Source organism: Streptomyces sp. NBC_01142 (genome assembly GCF_026341125.1).
In the GTDB taxonomy this organism is placed as follows: Bacteria; Actinomycetota; Actinomycetes; order Streptomycetales; family Streptomycetaceae; genus Streptomyces.
The window spans coordinates 1,436,179-1,449,818 of the sequence record NZ_JAPEOR010000002.1 but is presented as its reverse complement, the minus strand read 5'-3'; the positions used below and the strand labels follow the sequence as shown (position 1 = coordinate 1,449,818).

Below are 13,640 nucleotides of genomic sequence, written 5' to 3'. Positions count from 1 at the left end.
GCCCAGGAATCACTCCCTCTTCCGCCTTCACGCTCCGTGCGGGACGCTCGCTGAAGGCTGTGCAGCGTAGAAGCAAAGAGGAGGCATCACGTGGTCGACGCACATCGGACATTCGTCATCGTCGGCGGTGGACTGGCCGGGGCCAAGGCGGCCGAGACCCTCCGTGCCGAAGGGTTCACCGGACGAGTGATCCTCATCGGTGACGAACGCGACCACCCCTATGAACGCCCGCCGCTGTCCAAGGGCTATCTGACGGGCAAGGAGGAGCGCGACAGCGTCTTCGTCCATGAGCCGGCCTGGTACGCACAGGCCGACATCGAACTCCACCTCGGCCAGACCGTCGTCGCCATCGACCGCGACGCGAAGTCGGTACGCCTGGGCGATGCCACCGTCGTCCACTACGACAAGCTGCTGCTCGCCACCGGTGCCGAGCCGCGCCGACTCGACATCCCCGGCACGGGCCTCGCCGGTGTCCACCATCTGCGCCGGCTCGCCCACGCCGACCGGCTGCGCCGGGTACTCACCGCCCTCGGCCGCGACAACGGGCATCTGGTCATCGCGGGCGCCGGCTGGATCGGTCTGGAGGTCGCGGCGGCCGCCCGCGGCTACGGCGCCGAGGTCACCGTCGTCGAACCGGAACCCACCCCGCTCCACCAGGTCATCGGCCCGGAGCTGGGCCAGGTCTTCACCGAACTGCACGCCGAGCACGGCGTCCGCTTCCACTTCGGCGTCCGCCTCACCGAGATCACCGGACAGGACGGCGTGGTGCTCGCGGCCCGTACGGACGACGGCGAGGAACACCCGGCCCACGGTGTCCTCGCCGCAATCGGTGCCGCGCCGCGCGCCGCGCTGGCCGAAGCCGCCGGGCTCGCCCTCGCCGACCGGGCCCACGGTGGCGGCATCGCCGTCGACGCGAGCCTGCGCACCTCCGACCCGGACATCTACGCGGCGGGCGACGTGGCGGCCGCCCACCACCCGCTCCTCGATGCCCGGCTGCGCGTCGAGCACTGGGCGAACGCCCTCAACGGCGGCCCGGCCGCCGCCCGCGCCATGCTCGGCCAGGACGTCTCCTACGACCGCATTCCGTACTTCTTCTCCGACCAGTACGACCTGGGCCTGGAGTACTCGGGCTGGGCACCGCCCGGCTCGTACGACCAGGTGGTCCTGCGCGGCGACGTCGGAAAACGGGAGTTCATCGCCTTCTGGCTCAAGGACCGCCGGGTGCTTGCCGGGATGAACGTCAATGTGTGGGACGTCACCGAGCCCATCCAGCAGTTGATCCGTACCGGAGCACCGGTGAACCCCGATGCCCTGGGCGACCCGTCCGTACCGCTCACATCTCTCGACGGCTGACAGGAGTGTCACCGCGCCACCGTAGACTTCACGCGTGGCAGGCAGGATCAACGACGACGACGTGAAGGCGGTACGGGACGCGGTCCCGATCGACGCCGTCGTGTCCGAATACCTCCAGCTGCGCAACGCCGGCGGCGGAAACCTCAAAGGCCTCTGTCCCTTTCACGATGAGAAGTCCCCCTCCTTCCAGGTCAGCCCGAGCAAGGGTCTCTTCCACTGCTTCGGCTGCCAGGAGGGAGGAGACACCATCGCCTTCGTGATGAAGATCGACCATCTCTCCTTCTCGGAGACGGTCGAGCGCCTCGCCGGGACGGCGGGCATCACCCTGCGCTACGAGGAGGGCGGGTACAACCCCACCCACCAGCGGGGCGAGCGCATCCGTCTGGTCGAGGCACACAAGGCCGCCGCGCTGTTCTACGTCGAACAGCTGGACGGCCCCGAGGCGGAGATCGGCCGGAAGTTCCTCGCCGGTCGCGGCTTCGACCAGGGGGCCGCCCAGCACTTCGGCGTCGGCTACAGCCCGGCGGGCTGGGACCATCTCACCCGCTATCTGCGCGGCAAGGGCTTCAGCGACAAGGAGCTGATCCTCTCCGGCCTCTCCCAGGACGGCCGCCGCGGCCCCATCGACCGTTTCCGCGGCCGTCTGATGTGGCCGATCCGCGACATCACCGGCGAGGTCGTCGGCTTCGGCGCCCGCAAGCTGCGCGACGACGACAACGGCCCGAAGTACCTGAACACCCCCGAGACGGCGATCTACAAGAAGTCCCAGGTGCTGTACGGCATCGACCTCGCCAAGAAGGAGATCGCCAAGAGCAGCACGGCCGTCGTCGTCGAGGGGTACACCGACGTCATGGCCTGCCATCTCGCGGGCGTCACCACGGCGATCGCGACCTGTGGCACGTCCTTCGGCGGCGACCACATCAAGATCCTCCGCCGGCTCCTGATGGACAACGCCACCGCCGAGGTGATCTTCACCTTCGACGGTGACGCGGCCGGCCAGAAGGCCGCACTGCGCGCCTTCGAGGACGACCAGAAGTTCGCCGCGGAGACCTCCATCGCGATCACTCCCGGGGGCATGGACCCCTGCGAGCTGCGTCTGGCGGAGGGCGACGGCGCGGTGCAGAAGCTCGTCGAAACCCGCACCCCGCTCTTCGAGTTCGCGATCCGCCATGTCGTGACCCGCCACAATCTGGAGACGCCCGCGGGCCGTGCCGCCGCACTGGACGAGGCCGCCCCGATCGTCGCGGGCATCAAGAACATCGCCATTCAGCACGAGTCGGCCGTGCAGCTGGCCGGCATCCTCGGCATTCTCGACACCCAGTTCGTGGTCAAGCGGGTCGCCCAGCTCGCGCGGTGGGCCCGCGACCGCGGCGGCCGCGGCCCGGCGGCCCCGTCCCGCGCCACCTCCTCGTACGAGAACCAGAACGCCCAGCAGACTCCGGCAGGACCCGCCGGCCCCGCGCTCAATCTGCGCAGCCCCGCCCACCGCACCGAGCGCGAGCTGCTCAAGCTCGCCCTCCAGCACCCGGGCCTGGTCTCCCCGGCCTTCGACGCGTACGGCATCGACGAGTTCACCGCACCGCCGTACGCCGCGGTGCGCCAGACCATCGCGGAGGCGGGCGGCGCCGAAGAGGGCACCCAGGACGCCCCCGACTACCTCGCGCGGGTCCGCGAGGCCGCACCGAACGACACCGTGCGCGCCCTGGTCACCGAGCTCGCCGTCGAAGCCGTCCACGCGCGGACGGTCGACGAGACGTATGCGGGCATGCAGCTCGTCCAGGTCCGGCTGCGTGCGGTCGACCGCCGTATCCGCGACGTCCAGGGCACCCTCGCCCGCCTCGGACCGAACGCGGACCCGGAGCGCCACACGGCCGTGGCGAACGAACTGTGGGTGCTCCAGCAGTACGGCCGGTCCCTGCGCAACCAGGGCGCGGACGCTCTCTAAGGGGGTGTCGTTTGGATCTTGCCGGGCTCGCGTGCCCTGGCACGGCACCTCGCTGCGTTGTCGTCAGTCGCCGGCGCTCCGCATGGACTCTCCCCCTGCCTTCGGCGGGGGGACCCCCATCCTCCGCCTTGCGATCCTCCCCCGTAGCCCTTCGGGCACGGGAGGTGTCCCCATCGCCGGACCCCGCTCACTGATCCAGCCTGATCCAAACGACACCCCCTGAGCCTCACCCACCGCTTGAAGATCCTGCTGGGGTAACCGCCCGGTCACGCACGGGACTCAGAAAGTCACCGCACGCCCCTCGTGGCAGCGATGTGTCGTACCCCACACTGGGGTGCGGTGCCTGAGTCCCCGGAGCGCGGCCGGTCCACCCACAGTGGCCCTCTCACCCCCGCGGATCCGCTCAACGTGTACGGGACGGAATGCGGCCCGGCCGCCTCCGTCCCGCTGCCGCACACCCCCGACCCGGCAGCGATCACCCTGGAGGTCGCCCCCGTGCAGACCCAGACCCTGACCGAGACCGATACTGTCGCGGCCGTCCCCGCGCAGTCCGTCCCCGCGCAGGTCCCCGCGCAGAGCCGGGCCGTACATCACCCCGAGGCGGTGCCGGGAGCGGTCCCGGAGACCGTCGTCGAGGATCCCGTGGAAGTTCCGGAGCCTGCGGTACGGCGGTCCGGCAGCCGTGCGGACAACAGCGGGCCCTCCTCCGACCTGTTCCGCCAGTATCTGCGGGAGATCGGCAGGATTCCGCTGCTCACCGCCGTCGAGGAGGTGGAGCTGGCGCGCCGCGTCGAGGCGGGGCTGTTCGCCGAGGAGAAACTCAGCATCACTCCCGACCTGGACGACTCCCAACTCGCCGTCGATCTCGACAAGCTGGTCGTCATGGGCCGGATGGCCAAGCGCCGGCTGATCGAGGCCAACCTCCGCCTCGTGGTCTCCGTGGCCAAGCGCTACGTCGGCCGCGGACTGACCATGCTCGACCTCGTCCAGGAGGGAAACCTGGGCCTGATCAGGGCAGTTGAGAAATTCGACTACGCCCGCGGCTACAAGTTCTCGACCTACGCCACCTGGTGGATCCGCCAGGCCATGTCCCGGGCGCTGGCCGACCAGGCGCGGACCATCCGCGTCCCGGTCCATGTCGTCGAGCTGATCAACCGGGTCATACGGGTTCAGCGCCGGATGCTCCAGGAGCGCGGTTACGAACCCACTCCCCAAGAGGTCGCCGGCCAGCTGGACCTGCCCTCGGAGCGGGTCAGCGAGGTGCTGCGGCTGGCCCAGGAGCCTGTCTCCCTGCACGCTCCCGTGGGGGAGGAGGACGACGTCGCCCTCGGGGACCTGATCGAGGACGGCGACGCCGCCTCGCCCGTCGAGTCCGCCGCCTTCCTGCTGCTGCGCGAGCACCTCGAGGCCGTGCTCTCCACCCTCGGCGAGCGCGAACGCAAGGTCGTCCAGCTGCGGTACGGACTGGTCGACGGCCGGCCGCGCACGCTCGAAGAGATCGGCCGGATCTTCGGCGTGACACGCGAACGCATCCGCCAGATCGAGTCCAAGACCCTCAGCAAGCTGCGCGACCACGCCTTCGCCGACCAACTCCGCGGCTATCTGGACTGACGCGCCTCCCGCCGCGCGGGCCCGTACCACCCCGCCCCTTCCCGCAACTGGGCTCCGTCCCGGCCCCGCGCTCCAGGCGCGGGGCCCGGCCGCGGATTCCCGGGCTTACACGTCCTCGCCCGAAGCCCCCGAAGCCCCCGAAGAGTCCGAAGCCCCCGAAGCCCCCGAAGAGTCCAAAGAGCCCGAAGCGTCCGGCTCGCGCTTCTTGCGCGCCGCATCGATCCCCGCGCCGACGGCCACCCCGAGGCACATCCCCAGCCCAAGGCCCAGACCCAGGTTGTCGAAGACGAGCAGTCCGAGGACGATCCCGGCGCACAGCCCCAGCGACAGTCCCGCCGCCATAGCCGTGCCCACCGGACTCCCGTTGCCTGCCTTGCCGTCCTTCGTGCTGTTCTCCACGCTTGCGGTCCCCCGTGTTCCCCGTCATGTGCCGGTGCTTCAGTCGACCTCGGCCACCGCCTGCGCGAACTGCGCCGCGTACAGGCGCGCGTACGCGCCCTCGGCCGCCAGCAGCCCGTCATGCGTGCCCTGTTCGACGATCGAGCCATTCTCCATCACCAAGATCACATCTGCGTCCCTGATGGTGGAGAGCCGGTGCGCGATCACAAAGCTCGTACGCCCATGGGCCAGACGCGCCATCGCCTTCTGGATCAGCACCTCGGTACGGGTGTCCACCGAGCTGGTCGCCTCGTCCAGCACCAGGATCACCGGGTCGGACAGGAACGCCCGAGCGATGGTGATCAGCTGCTTCTCGCCGGCGCTCACGCCCGAGCCCTCGTCGTCGATCACCGTGTCGTAGCCGTCGGGCAGGGTCCGTACGAAACGGTCGGCGTGGGCCGCCCGCGCCGCCTCCTCGATCTCCTCGCGCGTCACCTCGCGGGCGGAGCCGTACGCGATGTTGTCCGCGATCGTGCCGCCGAACAGCCAGGTGTCCTGGAGCACCATCCCGATCCCGGAACGCAGCTCCTCACGCGACATCTTCGCGATGTCCACGCCGTCCAGAGTGATCCGGCCGCCGGTCACCTCGTAGAACCGCATCAGCAGATTCACCAGGGTCGTCTTCCCGGCCCCCGTCGGCCCGACGATCGCCACCGTGTGCCCCGGCTCCACACTCAGCGACAGATCCTCGATGAGCGGCTTGTCCGGCTCGTACCGGAACGCGACCTCTTCCAGTGAGACCTGCCCCAGCGGCCGGCCCGCCGACTCGGCCGAAGACGGGGCCTCCCCGGCGAAGGCAAAGGCAGGGGCAGCGTCGGGCTCCTGCTCCTGAGCGTCCAGCAGCTCGAAGACCCGCTCGGCCGAAGCGACGCCCGACTGCACCAGATTCGCCATCGAGGCGACCTGCGTCAGCGGCATCGAGAACTGCCGCGAATACTGCACGAACGCCTGCACATCTCCGATCGACAGTGCGCCGGACGCGACCCGCAGCCCGCCGACGACCGCCACCAGCACATAGTTGAGGTTGGAGACGAAGAACATCAGCGGCTGCATGACCCCGCTGTTGAACTGGGCCTTGAAACCTGCCTGGTACAGCGCCTCGTTCTGCTCGGCGAAGGCCTCGGCCGACTCGTCCTGCCGCCCGAAGACCTTCACCAGCGCATGACCGGAGTACATCTCCTCGACATGGGCGTTGAGCTTGCCCGTGGACTTCCACTGCTGCACGAACTGCGGCTGCGAGCGCTTGCCGACCTGCGTCGCGACGAACACCGAAACCGGCACGGTCACCAGCGCGACCAGCGCCAGCAGCGGCGAGATCCAGAACATCATCGCCAGTACGCCCACGATGGTCAGCAGCGAGTTGATCAGCTGCCCCATCGTCTGCTGCATGGTCTGCGAGATGTTGTCGATGTCGTTCGTCGCCCGGCTGAGCACCTCGCCGCGCTTGGCCCGGTCGAAGTACGACAGCGGCAGCCGCGAGAGCTTCGCCTGTACATCCGCCCGCATCCGGTACATCGTCCGGTTGATCACCCGGATCGACAGCCGTGTTGACACCAGCATCAGCAGCCCGGCGGCCACGTACACCACCAGCGCCATCAGCAGCACCTCGCGTACGGCGCCGAAGTCGATGCCGTGGCCGGGCACGAAGTCGACCCCGGAGAGCATCTCGGCCAGCCCGCCGTCGCCCTCGTCCCGCAGCGCGTCGATCGCCTGGGCCTTGCTGGTCCCGTCCGTCATCTCGCGGCCGACGACCCCCGCGAAGACCAGATCGGTCGCCCACCCCAGGATCATCGGCCCGACCACCGAGAACGCGACGCTCAGCACACCCGCCGCGAGCATCACCCCCAGCGTGGCCCGCTCCGGCGCGAACCGCCGCAGCAGCCGTCTGCCCGAGCCCTTGAAGTCCATGGACCGTTCGGCGGGGCCCATCATCATGCGTCCACCCGGCCCGCTCATGCGGCCTCCGCCTCCGTCAGCTGCGAGAGCACGATCTCTCGGTAGGTCTCGTTGCCCGCCATCAGCTCGTGATGGCTTCCGCTCCCCACGACCTGCCCCTCGTCCAGTACCACGATCCGGTCCGCGTCACGGATGGTGGACACCCGCTGGGCGACGATCACCACCGTCGCCTCGGCGGTCTCGCGCGCCAGCGCCCCGCGCAGCGCCGCGTCCGTGGCGTAGTCCAGCGCCGAGAACGAGTCGTCGAACAGATAGATCTCCGGACGCTGCACCAGGGTCCTGGCGATCGCCAGGCGCTGCCGCTGCCCGCCCGAGACATTGATGCCGCCCTGCGCGACCGGCGCGTTCAGCCCGCCCTCCAGCTCGCGTACGAAGTCGGCGGCCTGTGCCACCTCGAGCGCCTGCCACAGTTCCTCGTCGCTCGCTCCCGGTTTTCCGTACCGGAGATTGGTGGCGACGGTCCCCGAGAAGAGATACGGCTTCTGGGGCACGAGCCCCACCGTCCGCGCCATCAGCGCCGCGTCGAGCTCGCGCACATCCACCCCACCGACGAGCACCTCGCCGCCCGTCACATCGAACAGCCGCGGTACGAGCCCGAGCAGGGTCGACTTACCGCTGCCCGTCGACCCGATGATCGCGGTCGTCTCGCCCGGCCGCGCCTGCAGACCGACGCCGCGCAGGACCGACTCCTCGGCCCCCGGATAGCGGAAGTCGACGTCCCGTATCTCCAGATGGCCGTGCCGCCGCAGCTGCCCTACGGGCTCGGCCGGCGGTACGACGCTCGAATCCGTGCCCAGGACCTCCTCGATGCGCTCGGCACAGACCTCGGCACGCGGCACCATCATGAACATGAAGGTGGCCATCATCACGGCCATCACGATCTGCAGCAGATAGGCGAGGAAAGCGGTCAGAGCGCCGATCTGTATCGCACCGCTGTCGATCCGGTGGGCACCGAACCAGACCACGGCGACGGACGACACGTTCACCACCGTCATCACGGTCGGGAACATCAGCGCCATCAGCCGTCCGGTGGACAGCGACACATCCGTGAGCTCGTTGTTGGCGCCGCGGAACCGCTCCTTCTCGTACTCGTCCCGTACGAAGGCCCGGATGACGCGGTTGCCGGTGATCTGCTCCCGCAGCACCCGGTTCACCGTGTCCAGACGTACCTGCATGGTCCGGAACAGCGGCCGCATCTTCTTGACGATCAGCGACACCGCGATGCCGAGGACCGGCACCACCGCCAGCAACACGGCCGACAGCGGCACATCCTGCCCGAGCGCCATGATGATGCCGCCGACGCACATGATCGGCGCCGAGACCATCAGCGTGAACGCCATCAGGACCAGCATCTGCACCTGCTGGACATCGTTGGTCGTGCGGGTGATCAGCGAAGCCGCCCCGAAGTGCCCGACCTCGCGCGCGGAGAAGCTCTGCACCCGGTCGAAGACGGCGGCCCGGACATCCCGGCCGAGGGCGGCGGCCGTCCGCGCACCGTAGAAGACAGCCCCGATGTTGCAGAACACCTGGACGACGCTGACGGCGATCATGAGCGCGCCGAGGCGAAGGATGAGGCCCGTGTCCCCGGTCACGACACCGTTGTCGATGATGTCCGCGTTCAGAGTGGGCAGATAGAGGGTGGCGCTGGTCTGCAGCAGCTGAAGCGCCACCAGCAGGGCGATGGGTTTCCTGTACGGACGCAGATACGTCCGCACCAGTTGGATCAGCACACGAAGTCTCTCGGGGTCGACAAGATCGGGGGTCACCCCATCCTGCGACACTCCACCCCGACAACCCCAAGGGTTTTCCCCCAAGGCCGGGTCAAGAAAGGCGAGTCGGGAGGCAGGGCTACGAAGCGGGGCCGAAGGCCCCCGGGTGGATGTGGTCCCGAGTCGCGCCGTACTGCTGGCGCACCGCCTGTCCCACCGCCGCGTCCTCGCCGGGCTCGAGGATCTGCGCCGCCGCGCCCTGCCAGGCGGGCGGCGCCGCGGGAGAGAGCTTCCCCTGTGCGACACCGAGCGCCCAGGCGGCCTGCCGGGCCGCGCCCAGCGCCGCATAGTCGGCCGGCTGCGGTACGACGACCTGTGCCCCGAAGATCGCGGGTGCGGCGGCCTGCACGGCGTGCAGCTCGGCGGCAGCCCCCAGCAGAAAGACCCTGCGCACCTCGACACCGCGCCCGCGCAGCACGTCCATGGCGTCCGCGAGCGAGCAGAGCATGCCCTCGAAGGCGGCCCGCGCCAGATGCTCGGGCTTCATCGACTCGCGCCGCAGCCCGCTCAGCGTTCCGGCGGTGTGGGGCAGTTGGGGGGTGCGCTCGCCCTCCAGATACGGCAGCAGCACCAGACCGGACGAGCCCGGCGTCGACTTCATCGCCAGCGCGGAGAGCTCCTCGAGATCCTCCAGACCCAGCATCTCGGCGGTTCCGCGCAGCGCCCGTACGGCATTGAGCGTGTGGACGACCGGCAGATGCATACCGGTCGCGTCGGCGAACGACGTAATCATCCCGCTCGGATCGGCCAGCGCCTCATGGTGCACGGCCATGACGGAACCCGAGGCGCCGAGCGACACCACCGCGTCGCCGACAGCGACGCCGAGCCCGAACGCCGCCGCCATGATCTCGCCGGTCCCGGCGGAGATCAGCAGTCCCTCGGGCGTCGTCCCGGCGGCGTCGGCCGGACCGAGCACCTCCGGCAGCGCGCACTGATGGCCGAGCGCGAGCTCCACCAGATCGGTCCGGTAGGACCCCGTGCCCGCCGACCAGAAACCGGTCCCGGAAGCGCCGCCGCGGTCGGTGGTCCTGCGGGCCGGCCGGCCGAGCAGCTGCCACACCAGCCAGTCGTGCGGCTGCATCACCATGGCGACGCGCTGCGCGAGCTCGGGCTCCGAACGGGCCATCCAGCGCAGCTTCGCCACCGGCTGCGCCGCCTGCGGCACCGATCCGACGGCCTCGGCCCAGGCCTGCCGCCCGCCCAGCGCGTCGATCAGATCGGCCGCCGCGACCTGCGCCCGCCTGTCATTGCCGAGCAGGGCGGGACGTACGAGATTGCCCTGCCGGTCCAGTGCCACAAGACCGTGCTGCTGTGCGGACACCCCAATGGCCTGTACGCCCTCCAGCAGCCCGCCGGTCGCCGCCTCGCCGAGCGACAGCAGCCACGCCTGCGGATCGATCTCGGTGGCCTTCGGCTCGACAGGGTGCGGCGCATACCCCTGGCGCAGCACGGCACCCGTGTCCGTGTCACAGACGACGATGCGTGTGAAGGCAGACGAACTGTCCAACCCGGCGACTATCCCCATGTCAGCAGATTCTGCCGCACCGGCGAGGTCACGTCGTCACGTGTTGGTCGTTCCCCAGTCGTCCTCGCCGTTCGCGCTCCGCTCCCGCAGCGATCGCACCCGCTCCGCCACGGAGTCGGGCACCCGGTCCCCGACCTTGTCGCTCACCGCGTGGAACGCCTTGCCGGCCACCTGGCGGCTGCTCTGCGCCGCGGACTCGGCCGCGTTGCGCACGGCGGGGTTCTGGGAGAACTGGCGCGCGGACTTCTTCAGCTGTTCATAGCGCTCGCGGCCCGCCCGCGTGCCGATCACGTAGCCCAGGGCCAGTCCGATGACGAACGTGAGCTTGTACCGCATGGCTGCCGCCCTTCCCTTGAATCGGTGCTGGCCGCCTACCCGGAGAAGCCCGAGATCACCCGGGGCCATACCGATTGGCGGAGCACCCCCCTGCTTGCGCTAATGTATGTGTCGCAGCGAGCACACGCCCCCCGGGACGCCCCGGGGTAGGTACGTTCGGTGCACACGCAGCAATCCCCTGTAGCTCAATTGGCAGAGCAGCCGGCTGTTAACCGGCAGGTTACTGGTTCGAGTCCAGTCGGGGGAGCGCGATCCCCTGTAGCTCAATTGGCAGAGCATTCGGCTGTTAACCGGAGGGTTACTGGTTCGAGTCCAGTCGGGGGAGCAATGCGGAAAAGGGCCCCTTGGGGGTCCTTTTTCGTGTGTCCTGAGCCACTTCTGGAACCGGGCAGGGGGCAGCGCAGTCCTGACGGTTGTGCGTTGCCGACCATCCGAGGCAGGAGATCGTATGACCGGCTATGCTGCGGCAGACGGCGCGCACAAATGTGCGCGACGCGCCGTTAGGGGCGGTAGCTCAGCCGGTTAGAGCAGCGGACTCATAATCCGTCGGCCGTGGGTTCGAGTCCCACCCGCCCCACCACAGGCCAGTGGTGATGAATCGTTCTGACCAGCTTCTTTGCCGGTCGGGCGAATCATGAAGGCGATCGTGACGGGCCGTTCCTACGGCCGTCCTCCGATTATGTGGACAGTGTGTGGACAGAGGCGGCAACGACACACCTGAGCGGCGTGTCGCTATGCGGCTTCTTCGCCCGGTCCGTCGTCCGCGCCGTTGTCCTTCTGAGATCGCTCCAGCCAGCCAGCTACGTCTGGTGCAGTGACGCGGCCGATCACGAAACGCACAAGGGTGAGGTGCTGACGCTGGCCCTCAGGTACGGCCGCGTGCAGATTCTCGACTCGGACCAGTTGCAGGCTGCTTTCTGTGCAGTGCTCGCGCAGCCACTTCTCTGCGGCAGCCGCCGCCTGCTCGGGAGAGCGCACGGCGGCTCTGATCTCTCCCAGTAGTTCGCCGTCGTGTCGAATCAGGGCGCCTACCGCCCAGAGGTCGCCGTAGCTCGCCGCGTGGGCGTACACGACGGCCAGCCCGTCCCGAAACGCACTCTTCGGGATCTTCAGCGCCTGATGCACCCTGTAGGGCACTTCGCGCGGGACGACGGACAGCGTCGACTCTGCCTCTGCGCGCAGCAGCTCGGGCAGGACGCTGGTGTACGTGTCGGAGGTGATCTGCCGTGAGCTGTGGCCCAGCTTCTCCTGCACGACCTTGATGTCGTTCCCTGCGAGCAATGAAAGGCTCGCTGAGATGTGCCGGGCATCGTGGAGGCGGACCGGGGGCAATCCGGACAGCTCAACCAGGCGCTTGAATCGCCGGCTGACCCAGTCCGGGTGAATCGGCTCACCGTTTTCGTGGGTGAAGGCCAAACCGGACTCGACCCAGGCGCCGACCTCGGACCACTGTTCGCGCTCCCGCTGTTGCTTGGCCTTCCATTCGCGCAGGACCTCGGCCGACTCCAGCCGCCCCCGAGTCGAGCCCCGTCCCCACGTCCCGGAGGGTGCCGGGCCGACCCGTCAGCTGTCCGTCGGTCCGGGCATGGTCCTGGAACATCCCCGCGCGTGCGGGGCCGACTGGGGCCCGGATCACGCTCCGGGCCCCTCGACAGGAACACCCCCGCGCGTGCGGGGCCGACATCGCACGAGCGATCCGCTATAGGCATCCGCCAGGAACACCCCCGCGCGATGTCGCAGTAGTGCCCTGACCGCAGAGGCTCGCCGGATGGTGTCGGCACGGTCCGGACCGGTTGGGTGTGGAGCGGAGATCCAAGGATCCAGGTGATGTCGCCGCACCAGCGCACGTCCGTCCTGGGTGCGGGTGAGATCCCGCTCTCCATACGAGTCGGACCCGGCCGCCGTCCCACGGGGGAGGACGGCGGCCGGGTCCGATGGTGTGGACACCATAGACGGCTGACCAGCGGTTCTCACTGATCTTGAGCGAGTTTTGCAGTTCAGCCGGCGACCACCGGGTAGTGATCCGAGAGGTTGGTGTACGTGTGCACCGTGCCCCCGCTGGTCACGGACCAGGGAGCTCTGCTCCTTGATGACCTCATTGGTCCAGCCGGACGGCCGGGCGTGGCCCGCGCGGTGCAGGACGTAGTCGAGGTCCTCGCGAGGGTCGGTGGGGTAGCGCTCGGAGGCGATGGAGTTGTCGTTGGTGTCGAAGGAGTACGGGTGGCCCGTGCGGGGGGCGTCGGCGAAGCCGCCGTCCGCCGGCATCGTGGCGTACTCGGCGCTGTGCGAGTCGACGTTGAAGTCGCCCGCGACGATCACCTGCTCGCCGGCCGGGATGTTCTTGGCGTCCAGGAAGGCGCCCATCTCCACTTCTACTTCCGACCCCAACTGATCAGGTCCAGCCCTCCAGTTGTGTCTCCGCCGGCTCAGGCACCTCGGCGACACTGCCCAGGACACGGCTGTACGGTCGGCCCTGAAGCGCCTCGTGCGGCAGCTCACCGGTCAGGATACCGATCACGACTCCCGCCCCGGCGCTTTTGCCCGCCTGTACGCCGACGGCGGTCTCGCCCGCGGTGAGGATCTTTGCGACGTCGATAACGCCGGTCTTGGGTGGCGCTCCTCATCCGTGCGGTACCGCTCCGAGCGCGTCATCGCAAGGGGGCCCTGATCCCCCTACGATCACCCACGCGACCAGTACTCCAGGAAC

Annotated in this window: 10 protein-coding genes, 3 tRNA genes and 1 pseudogene; 6 read left to right on the top strand and 8 right to left on the bottom strand. The window is 69.1% G+C overall.

All coding sequences use genetic code 11. The annotated features are described in order from the left end of the window. Nucleotides 1–90 precede the first annotated feature (90 nt). From OG883_RS24065 to OG883_RS24055, 3 genes are all read left to right on the top strand, one after another. Nucleotides 91–1,353: an NAD(P)/FAD-dependent oxidoreductase gene (locus tag OG883_RS24065; RefSeq protein ID WP_266544425.1), complete on the top strand. Its 1,263-nt coding sequence runs from the start codon at nucleotides 91–93 to the stop codon at nucleotides 1,351–1,353. A 34-nt stretch (nucleotides 1,354–1,387) separates the two neighbouring features. Next, nucleotides 1,388–3,298 (top strand): DNA primase, encoded by a 1,911-nt coding sequence (dnaG, locus tag OG883_RS24060; protein ID WP_266544422.1) that lies wholly within the window; start codon nucleotides 1,388–1,390, stop codon nucleotides 3,296–3,298. Between the two features lie 339 nt (nucleotides 3,299–3,637). Beyond that, entirely contained in the window at nucleotides 3,638–4,909 is a 1,272-nt protein-coding gene (locus tag OG883_RS24055; protein ID WP_266544419.1) for an RNA polymerase sigma factor, read from the top strand. Nucleotides 4,910–5,014: 105 nt separating this feature from the next. On the opposite strand, the gene OG883_RS24050 is transcribed toward OG883_RS24055, so the two are convergent. From OG883_RS24050 to OG883_RS24030, 5 genes are all read right to left on the bottom strand, one after another. Continuing rightward, complete coding sequence (locus OG883_RS24050) at nucleotides 5,015–5,308, bottom strand: hypothetical protein (protein ID WP_266544417.1); 294 nt, start codon at nucleotides 5,306–5,308, stop codon at nucleotides 5,015–5,017. 39 nt (nucleotides 5,309–5,347) lie between these two features. Continuing rightward, nucleotides 5,348–7,303: an ABC transporter ATP-binding protein gene (locus tag OG883_RS24045; protein WP_266544416.1), complete on the bottom strand. Its 1,956-nt coding sequence runs from the start codon at nucleotides 7,301–7,303 to the stop codon at nucleotides 5,348–5,350. After that, complete coding sequence (locus tag OG883_RS24040) at nucleotides 7,300–9,033, bottom strand: ABC transporter ATP-binding protein (protein WP_266549385.1); 1,734 nt, start codon at nucleotides 9,031–9,033, stop codon at nucleotides 7,300–7,302. The genes OG883_RS24045 and OG883_RS24040 overlap by 4 nt, the downstream gene beginning before the upstream one ends. A 118-nt stretch (nucleotides 9,034–9,151) precedes the next feature. Next, a complete protein-coding gene (locus OG883_RS24035; RefSeq protein WP_266544413.1) occupies nucleotides 9,152–10,597 on the bottom strand; it encodes an FGGY family carbohydrate kinase in 1,446 nt (481 codons plus the stop codon). Between the two features lie 36 nt (nucleotides 10,598–10,633). Then, on the bottom strand, nucleotides 10,634–10,933 hold the full coding sequence (locus OG883_RS24030; protein WP_266544410.1) for a YtxH domain-containing protein: 300 nt from the start codon (nucleotides 10,931–10,933) through the stop codon (nucleotides 10,634–10,636). A gap of 174 nt (nucleotides 10,934–11,107) precedes the next feature. Here OG883_RS24030 and OG883_RS24025 point away from each other — a divergent pair. From OG883_RS24025 to OG883_RS24015, 3 genes are all read left to right on the top strand, one after another. Continuing rightward, nucleotides 11,108–11,180 (top strand) — tRNA-Asn (locus tag OG883_RS24025). Between the two features lie 5 nt (nucleotides 11,181–11,185). Then, a tRNA-Asn gene (locus OG883_RS24020) sits at nucleotides 11,186–11,258 on the top strand. 178 nt (nucleotides 11,259–11,436) lie between these two features. Next, a tRNA-Ile gene (locus OG883_RS24015) sits at nucleotides 11,437–11,513 on the top strand. A 152-nt stretch (nucleotides 11,514–11,665) separates the two neighbouring features. Here OG883_RS24015 and OG883_RS24010 read toward each other — a convergent pair. The 3 genes and pseudogenes from OG883_RS24010 to OG883_RS24000 all read right to left on the bottom strand — a co-directional run bounded on the left by OG883_RS24010 (nucleotide 11,666) and on the right by OG883_RS24000 (nucleotide 13,451). Continuing rightward, nucleotides 11,666–12,424, bottom strand: a complete 759-nt coding sequence (locus OG883_RS24010) for a tyrosine-type recombinase/integrase (RefSeq protein WP_323181025.1) — start codon at nucleotides 12,422–12,424, stop codon at nucleotides 11,666–11,668. A gap of 506 nt (nucleotides 12,425–12,930) precedes the next feature. Then, nucleotides 12,931–13,321: pseudogene (locus OG883_RS24005) on the bottom strand (endonuclease/exonuclease/phosphatase family protein). Nucleotides 13,322–13,325: 4 nt separating this feature from the next. Then, nucleotides 13,326–13,451 carry a hypothetical protein gene (locus OG883_RS24000; RefSeq protein ID WP_266544406.1) on the bottom strand — a complete coding sequence of 42 codons (126 nt, stop codon included), beginning with the start codon at nucleotides 13,449–13,451 and terminating at the stop codon, nucleotides 13,326–13,328. Nucleotides 13,452–13,640: the final 189 nt, after the last annotated feature.